Raw genomic sequence first — 14,169 nt, forward strand, 5'->3', positions numbered from 1 at the left:
CCGTCCGCCCGCTGGTACGTCAGGTGGTCCGGCGGCGCAGGGTGGCGGCGCCGACGGCGAGGACCAGGGCGGCGCTCCCGCCGACGACGAGCGCGTCGCGGACGTAGTCGGCCGTCACCTCGGGGTGCTGGAGGACCTCGCGCATGCCGTCGACGGCGTAGGACATGGGCAGGACGTTCGAGACGGCCTCCAGGACCGGCTGCATGCTGTCGCGCGGGGCGAACAGGCCGCACAGCAGGAGCTGCGGGAAGATCACCGCGGGCATGAACTGGACGGCCTGGAACTCGGACCTGGCGAACGCCGAGACGAACAGGCCGAGCGCGGTGCCGAGCAGCGCGTCGAGGAGGGCGATGAGGAGCAGCAGCCAGGTGGACCCGGCGAAGTCGAGGTCGAGGAGCCAGACGGCGACGGTCGTGGCGAGGGTCGCCTGCACCGTGGCGAGCGCGCCGAAGGCGACGGCGTAGCCGAGGATCAGGTCGGCCTTGCCCAGCGGCATCGCCAGCAGGCGTTCGAGCGTGCCGGAGGTGCGTTCGCGGAGGGTCGCGATGCTGGTCACGAGGAACATCGTGGTCAGCGGGAAGATGCCGAGGAGCGCGGCGCCGATGGGGTCGAAGGCCGTGCGGTCGGCGTCGAAGACGTAGTAGAGCAGTACCAGCAGCAGGACGGGGACGAGCAGCAGCAGCGCGATGGTGCGGGGGTCGTGGGCGAGCTGGCGCAGGACGCGGCGCGCGGTGGCGAGGACGCGGGAGGGGGACGGCAGGGCGGACGTCATGCGGCGGCCTCGGTCTCGACGAGGTGGAGGAAGGCGTCCTCCACGGTGGTGGTTCCGGTGCGGGTGCGGAGGGCGTCCGGGGTGTCGTCGGCGAGGAGGCGGCCCTCGCGCAGGAGGAGCAGCCGCTCGCAGCGGTCGGCCTCGTCCATGACGTGGGAGGAGATGAGCAGCGTCGTGCCGTGTTCGTGGGCGAGGCGGTGGAAGAGGTCCCACAGGTCGCGGCGCAGGACGGGATCGAGGCCGACGGTGGGTTCGTCCAGGACGAGGAGTTCGGGCCGGCCGAGGAGGGCGACGGCGAGGGAGACGCGGGAGAGCTGGCCACCGGAGAGCGTGCGGGCGAGGTCGTCGGCGTGGTCGGTGAGGTCGACGTCCGTCAGGGTGCGGCTGACGTGCGCGGCCCGGTCGGTGCGGCGGACGCCGAGGACGGCGGCGAAGTAGTCGAGGTTCTGGCGCGGGGTGAGGTCGGTGTAGACGGACGGCGCCTGGGTGACGTAGCCGACGCGGCGGCGCAGGGCGGGGTGGCCCGCCGGGCGGCCGAGGACGTCGAGGGTGCCGGTGACGTGGGCCTGGGTGCCGACGACGGCGCGCATGAGGGTGGACTTGCCGCCGCCGGAGGGGCCGAGCAGGCCGGTGACGGTGCCGGGCCGGACGTCGAAGGCGAGGCCGTTCAGGACGGTGCGGGGGCCCCGCCGCACCGTGAGGTCGCGGGCGTGGACGGCGCCGGGCGGCGCGGGGTCGGTCATGCGCCGAACGTGCGCCGGGCGGGGTCGGCGGGTCAAGGGGGAAACGCCGACGGCACCCCGGCGGATGCCTCAGCGCCTGCGCCGGGAGCTCCCGCGACGCGCCGCCGGGTTGCCGGTGCGGGTGCTGCGGCGGCGTTCGTGCCGGGCGACGGCCCGCTCGTACTCGGCGCGGTGCAGTTTCTCGCCGGGCGCTTCGACGAGGGTGCGGGCGGCGTAGGCGAGGAGCACGCCGAGGAACCCGATGAACCGCAGGCCCTGGCTGCTCGCGACGGGGTCGTCGCCTTCGGGGCGGCGGACGTAGCCCGACCAGGTGCGGGCGAAGGCGAGGGCGCTGCACAGGGCGAAGGCCACCAGGACGAGGAGGTTCACCAGGCCGCCGACGGCGGCGATCGTGAGCCCCTGGTAGGCCAGGACGAGGACGAGGGCGCCCGCCGCCGCCGCGCCGAGGGCGCCGAGGGCGAGGCCGGCGCGGCGCAGGGCGTAGCCGCCGCTGTGGTCGACCCAGGTGGTGCCGTAGAAGGGCAGGGGCGCGGGGCGGGGCGCGTCGGGGTCCGTCGCGGGTCCGCCGGGCGCGGGGCGGCGCGCGGGGCGGGCGGCGGCGTCGGCCGGGGGCCGCTGGGGTGCGTCGTCCATGGGTCCGATTATCCCGGGCGGCGGCCGGGCGGGCGTCGGGAGGCGGTACGCTGCGGTACGCCTCCGCGGGGGAAGCCGGTCGAATTCCGGCGCTGACCCGCAACGGTAGGCGGAGCCGTCACCGGCTCCGCGAGCCCGATCACCTGCGGTGGCGCAACGCTCCTGTCAACTCGTCGTGGACTGCGAGGGGAAGCCGCGCGGTGACGCCGCGCGCGGTGCCGGTCGCCGCGCGGGGGACGGCCGGGCAGCTCCTGCCCGATACGCGCACGGCCCGAGGCGAAGGTGATCCGCCCGTGGCCACACCGGTCAGATCCGAGGTCGGCACGCCGTCGGCCGCGCCCCCCGGCGGGGACGCGGACCGGCCGCCCGCGCCCCGCCGCGTTCCCGTGCCCGCACTGGTGTGCGGACTGCTGCTCGCGCTGCTCTGCTCCGTCCCCGCCGCCGTGGGCCTGGGGGCCGCGGGGCTGTCGTTCGGGGAGGCCCTGGACCTGCTGCGGGCCGGGCTGACGGGCGGCGTCGTCGCCGCCGAGGACGTCTCGGCCTACACGATCGTGTGGGAACTGCGGCTGCCGAGGGCGCTGCTGGCGGCCGTGGTCGGTGCCGGGCTGGCGGCCGTCGGGGTGGCGTTGCAGGCCATGGTGCGCAACGCGCTGGCCGACCCGTTCGTGCTGGGGATCTCCTCGGGGGCGGCCGTCGGGGCCAACGCGGTGCTGATCTTCGGGGCGTTCGGGATGCTCGGGGTGTGGGCGCTGTCGGGGGCGGCGTTCGTCTCGGCGCTCGGGGCGATGGCGCTGGTCTACGTGGTGGCGCGCAGCGCGCAGGGCATGACGCCGCTGCGGCTGGTGCTGACGGGGACGGCGATGTACTACGGCTTCTCCTCGATCACGACGCTGATGGTGTTCGCCGCCGAGCGGGGGGAGGCGGCGCGCTCGGCGATGATGTGGCTGATGGGCAGCCTGGGCGGCGCGACGTGGCAGTCGGTGCCGATCGCGGCGGGCGCGGTGTGCGCGGGGCTGGCGTATCTGGCGCTGTCCGCGCGGCGGTTGAACGCGCTGGCGATGGGCGACGAGACGGCGGCGGCGCTCGGGGTGGGCGCGGAGCGGTTCCGCCGGGAGCTGTTCCTGATGACGGCGCTGGTGACGGGGGCGCTGGTCGCCGTCAGCGGGACGATCGGGTTCGTCGGGCTGATGGTGCCGCACGCGACGCGGATGCTGGTGGGGGCCGACCACCGCCGGCTGCTGGCCGTCGCACCGCCGGCGGGGGCGCTGCTGCTGGTGTGGGTGGACGTGGCGTCCCGCACGGTGCTGGCGCCGGTGGAGCTGCCGGTGGGCGTCCTGACGGCCGTGATCGGCGTGCCGTCGTTCCTGCTGCTGATGCGGCGCCGTGGCTACACGTTCGGAGCCGCCTGATGAGGGTCGACGTCGACGGGCTGGGCGTGGAGATCGCCGGGGCCCACCTGGTGCGGGACGTGACGCTGCGGGCGGGCAGCGGACGGCTGGTGGGGCTCGTCGGGCCCAACGGGAGCGGGAAGTCGACGCTGCTGCGGTGCGTCTACCGGGCGCTGCGCCCGACCGCCGGGACGGTGCGGCTGGACGGCGAGGACCTGCACGCCATGGCGCCGCGCGAGGGGGCGCGGCGGCTGGCGGCGCTGCCGCAGGAGGTGGTGACCGAGTTCGGGTTCACCGTCGCCGAGGTGGTGGCGATGGGACGGCTGCCGCACCAGCGCGCGTCGGCCCGGACGTCCGCCGCCGACCGCGACCACTGCGCCCGCGCGCTGGAGCGCGTGGGCGCCGCGCACCTGGCCGAGCGGGCGTTCCTGAGCCTCTCGGGCGGGGAGAAGCAGCGGGTGCTCATCGCGCGGGCGCTCGCGCAGGAGCCGAAGGTGCTGGTGCTCGACGAGCCGACGAACCACCTGGACATCGCCCAGCAGCTGGAGGTCCTGACGCTCGTGCGGGACCGGGCGGCCGGGGACGTGCCGGGCGGCATGACGGTGCTGACGGCGCTGCACGACCTGAACCTGGCCGCCGGGTACTGCGACGAGCTGTACGTCATCGCGCGGGGCGCGATCGTCGCCTCCGGTGCGCCCGCCGACGTCCTCACGCCGCAGCTGCTGGCCGACGTCTTCGGGGTGCGGGCGCACCGCGTCACGCACCCGGAGTCGGGCTCGGTGCAGCTGCTGTTCGACCGGCTGGGCTGACGGCCTCCCGCCCCGACGACGTTTCCGCCCTCCCCATGCCCGTGTTTCCACCTTTCCAAGGAGTTCTCCATGCGTCATCCGCTCCGATCCGTCCTTCCGGCGTGCTCCGCGCTCACCGCGCTCGTCCTCGTCACCGGCTGCGGTGCGCAGGTCGAGAAGAGTGAGGCCGAGGGCAAGGGGGACGGCGGCCACTACCCGGTGACCGTGACCAACTGCGGCGAGGAGAAGACGTTCGACGCGGCGCCGGAGCGCGTCGTGACGAACGACGTCGGCATCACCGAGATCATGTTCGCCCTGGGGCTGGAGGACCACATGGCGGGCTACGTCATGCGGGACCGGCACGGCGAGACGTCGGGTGTTCCGTGGGCCGACGGCTACGGGAAGACGGAGTGGCTGGGCAAGGAGACGATCAGCAAGGAGATCGCCGTCGGGGCCGACGCGGACCTCGTCTTCGCGGGCTGGAACTACGGGTTCAACGAGGCCGAGGGCTTCACGCCCGCCACGCTGGAGAAGCTGGGCATCGACTCCTACCTGCTGTCGGAGTCGTGCCGCAACGGCGAGGGCAAGGCGCGCGGCGTCATGTCGCCGCTCGACGCCCTCTACACCGACCTGCGGAACCTGGGGAGGATCTTCGACGTCGAGGACCGGGCGGAGAAGCTGGTCGCCGACTTCGAGCAGCGCGTCGCGGCGGTCCAGGAGCAGGCGCCGAAGGGCGAGGACCGGCCCCGGGTGTTCCTGTACGACGACGGGCGGGACAAGCCGCTGACGTCGGGCCGCTTCGCCGGGCCGCACGACATCATCACCAAGGCGGGCGGCGACCACGTGATGTCCGACCTGGAGGACTCGTGGGTGACGGTCGGCTGGGAGACGGTCGTCGAGCGGGACCCGGAGATCATCGTCATCAACGACTACGGGGACGTGACGGCGGAGCAGAAGGAGGAGTTCCTGAAGTCCTTCCCGCCGCTGAGGAACGTCTCCGCGATCAGGAACGACAAGATCGTCGTCCTGGACTACGTGGACCTGGTGGAGAGCCCGCGCAACCCGGCGGCGGTCGAGACGCTGGGCGCGTTCGTGCGCGAGAACGGCTGAGCCGACGCGCCGTCCGGCGCTCCGGAATCGGGGGCCCGGAGCGCCGGACGCGGGTGTGTCAGGGCCGGACGACGAGCTCCTGGGCGGCGGCCGTGCGCTCACCGGCGAGGAGTTCGGCGTCGGCGGGCACGTTGCGCTTCACCAGCGCCAGCGCGATGGGGCCGAGCTCGTGGTGCCGGGCGGAGCTCGTCACGAAGCCCACGGCGCGGCCCTCGGCGCCGTCGGCCGCGAGCCGCACCGGGTCGCCGTGCACGGGGATCCTGACCTCGCTGCCGTCGAGGTGGAGGAAGACGAGGCGACGCGGCGGGCGGCCGAGGTTGTGGACGCGGGCCACCGTCTCCTGTCCCCGGTAGCACCCCTTCTGGAGGTGGACGGCGGTCTCCAGCCAGCCCAGCTCGTGCGGGATGGTGCGGTGGTCGGTCTCCAGGCCGTGCCGGGGGCGGTGGGCCTCGATGCGCAGGGCCTCGTGGGCGAGGACGCCCGCCGGGGGGCCGTGCTCCTCGGCGAAGGCGGACAGCCGCTCGCGGGGCAGGAAGAGGTCGCGGCCGTGCGGCGTCTCGCGGGCCAGGACGCCGTCGGGCGTGGCCGTGATGGAGCCGGCCGGGAGGTGCACGACGGCGAAGGCGTCCGTCCGGTCGGCGACCTCGACCCGGTAGAAGAACTTCATCGACTCCAGGTAGGCGATGAGCGCGTCCTGGGCGCCCGGCTCGGTGTGCGCCCACACCGTCTCGCCGTCGTCCACGAGGTACAGGGCGTGCTCGATGTGGCCGTTGGCGGAGAGGACCAGCGCCTCCGTGGCCCGGTGCGGGGGCAGGTCGCTGACGTGCTGGGTCAGCAGCAGGTGGAGCCAGCTCAGCCGGTCCGCGCCGGTGACCGTCACCACGCCCCGGTGCGAGAGGTCCACGAACCCGACGCCGTCCGCGAGGTGGCGCTGCTCGCGGAACAGGTCGCCGTAGTGGGCGGCGACGCCTTCGTCCGGCTCTTCACCGGCGACCGCGCCGGGCAGGGACAGCAGAGGGCTCAGGTAGGACATGTCTGCAAGCCTACGGCGCGCCGTCCGGCTCCGACGTGCCGCACTGCTCGCAGCGGCCGAAGATCGCGAAGTGCTTCATGTCGGTGTCGAATCCGAAGCGCCTGCGCAGTTCGTCGGTAAAGCCCGCCGCCATGGCCACGTCGACCTCGATGACGGCCGTGCAGTCCCGGCAGACGAGGTGCATGTGGTGGTGCCGGTCGGCGAGGTGGTAGGTGGGGGCGCCGTGGCCCAGGTGGGCGTGGCTGACGAGGCCGAGCTCCTCCAGGAGCTCCAGCGTGCGGTAGACGGTGGAGATGTTCACGCCGTGGGCGGTCCTGCGGACCTCGGCGAGGATGTCGTCGGGGGTGGCGTGCTCCAGCGCGTCCACGGCCTCCAGCACGAGCTGGCGCTGCGGGGTCAGGCGGTAGCCCCGTTTGCGCAGATCCGTCTGCCAGTCGCTGCTCACCACGGGGCCATTGTAGGAGGACGCGTCCGGTGGGCGGCCCGCTGTCGGGCGGCGGGCTACAGCGTCTCGCTGAGGGAGTCGGCCAGCCGGCGGCGGGCGGCGCGGGCGGCGGGGAGCGCGGAGACCGCGACGGCGCCGAGGACGGCCGCCGCCGCGACGCCGGCGAGGACGGGAAAGGGGGGCGCTGCCGCGATGCCCGCGCCGATGCCGGAGGCGGCGCCCTGCGCGTCCACGAGCAGCCGGCCGGCGAGGACGCCGAGGGTGATGCCGAGGACGGCGGCGGCCAGCGCCGTGAAGCCGGTGGCGACGACGATGACGCCGCTGATCTGCCGGGGTGTGAGCCCGATGGCCTTGAGCGCGAGCAGGTCGCGGCCGCGGTCCCGGACGGTCGCCCCGATCGTCGTCAGCAGTTCGGTGAGTCCGACGAGGGCCAGCACGACGATGACCCCGGCGAACACGACCCGCGCGGGGGCGAGGCCGTCGGTGAAGGACGGCGTCCCGCTGATCTCCAGGGCGGGCCCGACCGTCGGGGCGAGGGCGTCGCGGACGGTCTCGGGGTCGGCGCCGTCGTCCAGCACGAGCTGGTAGAAGGCCGGGCGCAGGCCGGGGTCCCGTTCCCGCAGCGTGTCGAGCGAGGTGGAGACGACGCGGCCGTTCCTGTCGGGCTCGATGCTGCGGCCCACGATGTGGAGGATCTGCGGGCGGCCCTCGACCGTCATGCGCACCCAGTCCCCGACCTCGACGTCCAGCAGGTCGAGCAGGCCCTGCCCGGCGACGGCCTCGTCCGGGCCGGTCGGCGGGCGCCCGTCGGCGACGGTGAACGGGTAGGGGTTCTCCGTGGTGCCGAGGCCGCGCAGGGTGATCGTACCGGTCTGGCCGGGGACGAGCGCGGCGACCTCGGCGCCGGGGAGCGCGGCGGCCACGTCGGGGCGGGTGGCGAGGACGCGGCGGGCCTCGGCGTCGGTGATCGCGCCGGGGTCGGTCACCCGGGCGGTGAGGGCGGCGGGCATGCCGACCTCGGCCGGTTCGGTGCGGAAGCGGTCGACCGTGGTCCAGGCGGTGAGGGCGACGGTGATCATCAGCAGCGGCACGGCGAGCCGGGCGACCGAGGTGAGGGTGCGCAGGCGGCGCGGGGCCCCGGCGAACGCTCCGCGCCAGCCGAGGACGAGCGCGGGCGACAGCCGCAGGCCCAGGGCCCGGCGGGCGGGCGGGGAGAGCCGCCGTCCGACGGGCAGCGCGGCGCGGGCGGCCGGGACGGGCGGCACCCGGCCGGCCCGCCAGGCGGCGAGCGAGGTCGCGGCGACGATGAACAGGACCGCTGCGGCGGGGATGGCGAGCAGCAGGGAGGTGTGGCCGGGCAGGTCGTCCCAGACGCCGGCGGCCTCGCCGATGCGGCCGGGGATGCGGTCGCCCAGCACGGCGATGGCGGCCGTCCCGGCGGTGACGCCCACGACGGCGTAGGTGAGGTGCTGGAGGAGGAAGGTGCTGACGACCTGGGCCGGGGTGAAGCCGACGGCCTTGACGACGGCGATGTCGCGGAGCTGGCCCCGGACGCGCGTGTTGATGGCGCCGTAGGCGGCGAGCCCGGCGGCCAGGAGCGCGCCGAGGCCGAACGCGGCGAAGAGCAGGCCGAGCAGCCGGTCGCCGCCCTCGGCCTCGGCTCTGGCCTGCTGCCACTTGGTGACCTGGGCGACGCGGTCGGCGCCGAGCTCGGTGACGGCGCGCTGCACGAGGAAGTCGGTGTCGGCCGGGTCGGTCAGCCGCAGCCCGACGGTCTGCCCGACGCCGTCGGGCGCGGCGCCGGAGAGGGTCCCGGGGAGGACCCAGGCGGTGCCGGCGCGTTCGCCGGGGCGGTACCGGGGTTCGGCGGTCTCCGCGACGCCGACGACGGTGAGCGCCTGCCGTCCCCGGTTCTCGTCGGGGACGGTGACGGTGTCGCCGGGGGCGGCGCCGAGGGCGGTGGCGAGCGACTCCTCCAGCACGACGCCGGGGTGCGGGGAGTCCTCTTCGGTGCCGTCGCCGGGGTCGCGGTCCGGCTCCCCGGCGGCGTCGTCGGCCTCCGGGGCGGTCGGGGCGTCGTCGGCGGTCAGCCAGCGGCCGGTGACGAGCAGCGGGCGGGCGGTGCCGGGCAGCTCCGGGCCGGTGGCGCGCAGCTCCACGGCGGCCTCGGCGCTGGGGGACGAGGCGCTGGTGCGGGTGGTGCGGTAGGGACCGGCGACGTCGGCGACGCCGTCCAGGCGGGCGAGCCCGGCGACGTCGGAGGGTTCCGTCCCGGCGCGGGTGTGGAGCCAGACGTGGGCGCCCTCGGACTGGGTGAAGACCCGCTGCCAGGGGTTGGCCGCGTAGCTGAACAGGGCTCCGGCCAGCAGCAGGGAGGCGGTGATCCCGGCGGTGGCCAGCAGGATGAACAGCGCCTCCCCCCGGTGTGCCCGCAGATCGGCGTGTGCCCAGCGCAGTACGGCCCGCACGGCGGCTCAGTCCCTCAGTTCCAGCGTGCCCGCCACGCCGCCCGGACGGGGCCGCCGCGGCCCGGCGCCGAGGACGGCGTCGTCGGCTATGCGCCCGTCGAAGAAGCTGATGACGCGGTCGGCCGCGCTGGCGACCCGGGCGTCGTGCGTGACGAGGACGATCGTCTGACCGCGCTGGTGGAAGCGGGACAGCAGGCGCAGCACCTCGCGGGTGCCCTTGCTGTCGAGGCTGCCGGCGGGTTCGTCGGCCAGGAGCAGCGCCGGGTGGTTGACCAGGGCGCGGGCGAGGGCGACGCGCTGCTGTTCGCCGCCGGAGAGTTCGCCGGGCATGGAGTGCTCCTTGCCGGTGAGCCCCAGCTCCTCCAGCAGCTCCTCGCGGGCGGCGCGGGCGGCCTTCGGCCCGGTGCCGGCGAGGAGGGCGGGGAGTTCGACGTTGTCGGCGACGGTGAGGTTGGAGATGAGGTTGAAGAACTGGAAGACGATGCCGATGCTGCGGCGGCGCAGTACCGCCCAGCGGGCCTCGTTGTAGCCGTCGACGCACCGGCCGTCGATCCACAGGCTGCCCGCGTCGGGGCGCTGGAGGCCGCCGACGAGGTGCAGGAGGGTGGACTTGCCCGCGCCGGACGGCCCGGTGACGGCGACGAACTCGCCGCGTCCCACGCTGAGGTCGACGCCGCGCACCGCGTGTACGGGCGTGCCCTCGCCGTGGTGGGTCTTGGTGAGGCCCTCGGCGCGCACGATCGGCTCCGCGCCGGGCTCGGCGGGCTCGGGCGGCGTGTCGGGCGCCGGGCGGGACCTTCTCATTCCAGCTCCTCCTGGCAGCGCTCCAGCCAGTCGAGGTCAGCCTGCAGGTGCAGCATGGCGCCCTCGATGAGCAGCTGGGCGACGCGGTTGTCGCGTTCCTCGGTCGCCGCGAGTTTGGACAGGTCGCGCATGGTGTTGAGGTACTGGCGCCGCTGCTTGTTGATCAGCGTGATCGGGTCGGCCATGCCGGAGTGCGGGGCGAGTGCGAGCTTCATGAAGAACTCGTCCCTCACCCGCGGCTCGGCGGTCGTCTCCTCGTACCAGGCTTCCACGGCCTCACGTCCGGCGTCGGTGAGCCGGTAGGTCCGCTTGTTCGGCCGGTTGCTCTGCTCGACGTCCTCGCCCGCGATGAGTCCGGCCTTCTCCAGTCTGCCCAGGGTGACGTAGATCTGGCCAATGTTGGGCTGCGGGTACGCGGCGCCGAGCAGGGCTTCGAGGGCCTGCTTGAGCTCGTAGCCGTGGGCCGGTCCCCGGGCGAGGAGGGCCAGGAGCGGGAGACGCAACGGCGGTCTCCTCCTCCCCGGCCGGTCGTTCGTCGTGCTCGTCGTGCGCGTTCGTGCTCGTTGGTGTGGGACGGGCACCCCGGCCCGTGCTCCTGCACGTCTAGTATCGCGCATGGCTAACAGGTATATATGGGTGGGAAAGGCCGTGCGAAGGAGCCGGTGGGACCGGTGGCCCGGGAGGACCGATGCGGTGGAAGCGTGCCGCAGGCAGGGGGCTCCTGGCGGGTGCCGTGCTGCTGGGAGCCTACGCCGGGTGCGGCGCGCCGTCCCTGAGCGGGGGCGACGAACGCGGCCCGATGACGCTGGCGACGGCCGGTGACCTCACCGACTACCTCGGCCCCCTCCTCGACGGGTGGAACCGCACGCACCCCGGGGAGGAGGTCACCCTCGTCGAGCTGCCCGACTCGGCGGACGAGACGCGGGCCCAGATGATCACCGAGCTGCGCTCGGGGAGTGACCGCTTCGACGTGCTCAACATCGACGTGGCCTGGACCTCGGAGTTCGCGGCGGCCGGCTGGATCACGCCGTTGAACCGCGACGCCTTCCCGCTCAAGTCCTTCCTGCCGCCGGTCGTGGACACCGCGACGTTCGGCGGCGAGCTGTACGCCGTCCCCTACGTGACGAACGCGGGGCTGCTGTACTACCGCAAGGACGTCCTGGACCGGGAGGGCGAGAAGCCGCCGCGCACCTGGGCGGAGCTGGAGCGGCAGGCGCGGACGATCGCCCCGGAGTACGGGCTGGACGGCTACGCCGGGCAGTTCCTGCCGTACGAGGGGCTGACGGCGAACGCGGTGGAGGTGGTCCGCTCGGCGGGCGGCTCGTTCCTGGACGACGAGGGCACGCGGGTGACCGTCGACTCGGCCGCCGCCGCGAAGGGCCTGGCGTTCCTGGCGGACGGTGTGCGGGACGGCTGGATCCCCCGGGAGGCCCTGAGCTACAAGGAGGAGGAGTCCCGGCTGGCGTTCCAGAACGGCGAGCTGCTCTTCCTGCGCAACTGGCCGTACGTGCACGGGCTGGCCGGTGCGCCGGGCTCGGAGGTGGCCGGGAAGTTCGGCACCGTGCCGCTGCCGGGGCCCGACGGGCCGGGCACGAGCGTCCTGGGCGGTTCCAACCTCGCCGTCTCCAGCCACTCCCGCCATCCGGACTCGGCGGCGGACCTGATCGCGTACCTGACGAGCGAGCCGGTGCAGCGCCGGGTGCTGACGGACGGGTCGCTGCCGCCGGTGCGCGCCGACCTGTACGCGGATCCGGAGCTGGTGCGCGAGCACCCGTACCTGCCGGCGCTGCGCGAGAGCGTGCTGGCCGCCGAGCCCCGACCGAAGAGCGCCCGGTACGACCAGGTCAGCCTGGCCGTGCAGGCCGTCGTGCACGACGCGCTGGCGCTGCGGCAGTCGCCGCAGGACGCCGTCGCCCGGCTGGGCCGGGAGCTGGCCCGGATCGCCGACCGGGGCTGAGCGGGCGCCCCTCCGCCGGAGGGACGTCCTCGCCGCGGTGGCCCGTCCGGCCGGGCGGTCAACCCCTGCGCTAGTTACGCGTTAGGCATGTCTGGGTCTCGGACAGGCCACGTTCCACGTCACCAGGCGGACTTTCCGACGATACCTGCGGGTAGGGCGTTGACACCCGTTCGACACTGCTACTTAACATGCATGCATAACCGAGGCGCATAACCGATAGCGGGCGCCGACGGACCGCACAGCGCACAAGTCGAGGTCAGCGGAGACATGCTCACAGCAACGGCCGGAGACGGCCCTCTCCTCCATCTGGGTCAGCAGCGTCACTGGTGGCGTGACGCCGTGATCTACCAGGTCTACGTCCGGAGCTTCCTGGACAGCACGGGCGACGGCATCGGGGATCTCGCGGGCGTCCGCTCCGGGCTGCCCTACCTCAGGAAGCTCGGGGTCGACGGCATCTGGCTCAGCCCCTTCTACCCCTCGCCCCAGCACGACCACGGCTACGACGTCGCCGACTACTGCGACGTCGACCCGGTCTACGGGGACCTCGGCGAGTTCGACCGGCTGGTGGCCGACGCCCGACGGCTCGGCATCCGCGTCCTGCTGGACATCGTCCCGAACCACTGCTCCGTCGAGCACCCGCACTTCCGTGCGGCCCTGGCCGCCGGGCCCGGCAGCGCGGCCCGCGCGCGGTTCCACTTCGCCGACGGGCGGGGGCCGGGCGGCGACGAGCCGCCCAACAACTGGCGCGCCATGTTCGGCGGCCCCGCCTGGAGCCGCGTCACGGAGCCGGACGGCAGCCCCGGCCAGTGGTACCTGCACCTGTTCACCCCCGAGCAGCCCGACTGGAACTGGCGCAACCCCGAGGTCGGGAACGACTTCGACGCGGTGCTGCGGTTCTGGCTGGACCGGGGCGTCGACGGGTTCCGCATCGACGTCGCCGCCGGGCTCTACAAGCACCCCGACCTGCCGGACTCCCCCGACCCGGCGGCCGACGAGCGCGCCCGCGACTCGGTGAACCCCCTGGCCTGGAACCAGGAGGAGGTGCACCGGGTGTGGCGCGCGTGGCGCGCGGTGTGCGACGAGTACGCCGCCCGCGACGGCCGCGAGCGGCTGCTGGTCGGGGAGGTGTCGGTGCCCACCGCCCGGGAGCACGCCCGCTACGTGCGGCCGGACGAGCTGCACCAGGCGTTCTTCTTCGACCTGCTGAGCGCGCCCTGGGACGCCGAGGCGTTCCGCGCCACGATCGGCGAGGCCATGCGGGACATCGCCGGCACCGGCTCGACCGTCACCTGGGTGCTCAACAACCACGACCAGGTGCGCACCGTGACCCGGTACGCGGGCGGCGGCACGGCGGACGCGGATCCGGACGCGGCGGGTCTCGGCACGGCCCGGGCCCGGGCCGCCGCCCTGCTCATGCTCGCGCTGCCGGGGGCCGCCTACGTCTACCAGGGCGAGGAGCTGGGGCTGCCCGAGGTCGTGGACCTGCCCGACGACGTCCTCACCGACCCCATCTACCGCCGCACCGGCAGCCGCGCCCGGGTCCGGGACGGCTGCCGGGTGCCGCTGCCGTGGAGCGGACAGGCCTCCCCCTTCGGCTTCACCCCCGGCGCCCCCGGGCAGGCGACGGCCCGCCCGTGGCTGCCGCAGCCCGCCTACTTCGCCGAGCACGCCACCGACCGGGCGCTGGCCGACACCCGCTCCTCGTGGCACCTCTACCGCGACGGCCTCCAACTGCGGCGCAGCCTGCCGCAGCTGGGCGAGGGGTCGCTGCGCTGGCTGGAGACGCCGCCGGACGTGCTGGCCTTCGTCCGCGGTGACGGGCTCGTGTGCGCCGTCAACTTCGGCACCGAGCCGGTGCCGTCGCCCGTCACCGGCCTGCCCCTGCTGGCCAGCGGTGCCTGCCCGGACGGCGTCCTGCCGGGCTCGACCGCGGCCTGGTACATGAGCGATCCGCCCGCCGAAGCCCCGACCGAGACCCCGGCCGGTCCCCCGGCCGAGGCGGCGGCCGACATCCCCGAACCCCGCTGA

The 14,169-nt window shown here is 74.6% G+C and carries 13 protein-coding genes and 1 riboswitch; of the genes, 5 read left to right on the plus strand and 8 right to left on the minus strand.

The window, feature by feature from the left end; all coding sequences use genetic code 11:
• Nucleotides 1–19 precede the first annotated feature (19 nt).
• The 3 genes from V6D49_RS11250 to V6D49_RS11260 form a co-directional block, all read right to left on the minus strand.
• On the minus strand, nt 20–772 hold the full coding sequence (locus V6D49_RS11250) for an ABC transporter permease (protein ID WP_340559243.1): 753 nt from the start codon (nt 770–772) through the stop codon (nt 20–22).
• Nucleotides 769–1,515, minus strand: coding sequence for an ABC transporter ATP-binding protein (locus V6D49_RS11255; RefSeq protein ID WP_340559245.1), 747 nt, complete (start codon nt 1,513–1,515; stop codon nt 769–771). The genes V6D49_RS11250 and V6D49_RS11255 overlap by 4 nt, the downstream gene beginning before the upstream one ends.
• 69 nt (nt 1,516–1,584) lie before the next feature.
• Nucleotides 1,585–2,148 carry a hypothetical protein gene (locus V6D49_RS11260; RefSeq protein ID WP_340559246.1) on the minus strand — a complete coding sequence of 188 codons (564 nt, stop codon included), beginning with the start codon at nt 2,146–2,148 and terminating at the stop codon, nt 1,585–1,587.
• Between the two features lie 69 nt (nt 2,149–2,217).
• Nucleotides 2,218–2,292: riboswitch (cobalamin riboswitch) on the plus strand.
• A 149-nt stretch (nt 2,293–2,441) separates the two neighbouring features.
• Between V6D49_RS11260 and V6D49_RS11265 the strand changes: the two genes are divergently transcribed.
• The 3 genes from V6D49_RS11265 (at nt 2,442) to V6D49_RS11275 (ending at nt 5,434) form a co-directional block, all read left to right on the plus strand.
• Nucleotides 2,442–3,557, plus strand: a complete 1,116-nt coding sequence (locus tag V6D49_RS11265; protein ID WP_445330504.1) for a FecCD family ABC transporter permease — start codon at nt 2,442–2,444, stop codon at nt 3,555–3,557.
• Nucleotides 3,557–4,345, plus strand: a complete 789-nt coding sequence (locus tag V6D49_RS11270) for an ABC transporter ATP-binding protein (protein WP_340559248.1) — start codon at nt 3,557–3,559, stop codon at nt 4,343–4,345. The genes V6D49_RS11265 and V6D49_RS11270 overlap by 1 nt, the downstream gene beginning before the upstream one ends.
• A gap of 69 nt (nt 4,346–4,414) precedes the next feature.
• Entirely contained in the window at nt 4,415–5,434 is a 1,020-nt protein-coding gene (locus V6D49_RS11275; protein ID WP_340559250.1) for an ABC transporter substrate-binding protein, read from the plus strand.
• A 58-nt stretch (nt 5,435–5,492) separates the two neighbouring features.
• Here V6D49_RS11275 and ygfZ read toward each other — a convergent pair whose 3' ends face one another.
• The 5 genes from ygfZ to V6D49_RS11300 are packed head-to-tail and all read right to left on the minus strand — an operon-like array spanning nt 5,493 to nt 10,687.
• Nucleotides 5,493–6,467, minus strand: coding sequence for a CAF17-like 4Fe-4S cluster assembly/insertion protein YgfZ (ygfZ, locus tag V6D49_RS11280; RefSeq protein WP_340559251.1), 975 nt, complete (start codon nt 6,465–6,467; stop codon nt 5,493–5,495).
• Nucleotides 6,468–6,477: 10 nt separating this feature from the next.
• Nucleotides 6,478–6,915 (minus strand): Fur family transcriptional regulator, encoded by a 438-nt coding sequence (locus V6D49_RS11285; RefSeq protein ID WP_340559252.1) that lies wholly within the window; start codon nt 6,913–6,915, stop codon nt 6,478–6,480.
• Nucleotides 6,916–6,968: 53 nt separating this feature from the next.
• Nucleotides 6,969–9,380 (minus strand): ABC transporter permease, encoded by a 2,412-nt coding sequence (locus tag V6D49_RS11290; RefSeq protein WP_340559254.1) that lies wholly within the window; start codon nt 9,378–9,380, stop codon nt 6,969–6,971.
• Nucleotides 9,381–9,386: 6 nt separating this feature from the next.
• Complete coding sequence (locus tag V6D49_RS11295) at nt 9,387–10,184, minus strand: ABC transporter ATP-binding protein (RefSeq protein ID WP_340559256.1); 798 nt, start codon at nt 10,182–10,184, stop codon at nt 9,387–9,389.
• Nucleotides 10,181–10,687, minus strand: coding sequence for a PadR family transcriptional regulator (locus tag V6D49_RS11300; RefSeq protein WP_340559258.1), 507 nt, complete (start codon nt 10,685–10,687; stop codon nt 10,181–10,183). Before V6D49_RS11300 ends, V6D49_RS11295 begins: the two co-directional genes overlap by 4 nt.
• Before the next feature lie 185 nt (nt 10,688–10,872).
• Here V6D49_RS11300 and V6D49_RS11305 point away from each other — a divergent pair, with 185 nt between their 5' ends.
• Nucleotides 10,873–12,141 carry an ABC transporter substrate-binding protein gene (locus tag V6D49_RS11305; protein WP_340559260.1) on the plus strand — a complete coding sequence of 423 codons (1,269 nt, stop codon included), beginning with the start codon at nt 10,873–10,875 and terminating at the stop codon, nt 12,139–12,141.
• Between the two features lie 267 nt (nt 12,142–12,408).
• Nucleotides 12,409–14,169 (plus strand): glycoside hydrolase family 13 protein, encoded by a 1,761-nt coding sequence (locus tag V6D49_RS11310; protein ID WP_340559261.1) that lies wholly within the window; start codon nt 12,409–12,411, stop codon nt 14,167–14,169.

Source organism: Streptomyces sp. GSL17-111 (assembly GCF_037911585.1).
In the GTDB taxonomy this organism is placed as follows: domain Bacteria; phylum Actinomycetota; class Actinomycetes; order Streptomycetales; family Streptomycetaceae; genus Streptomyces.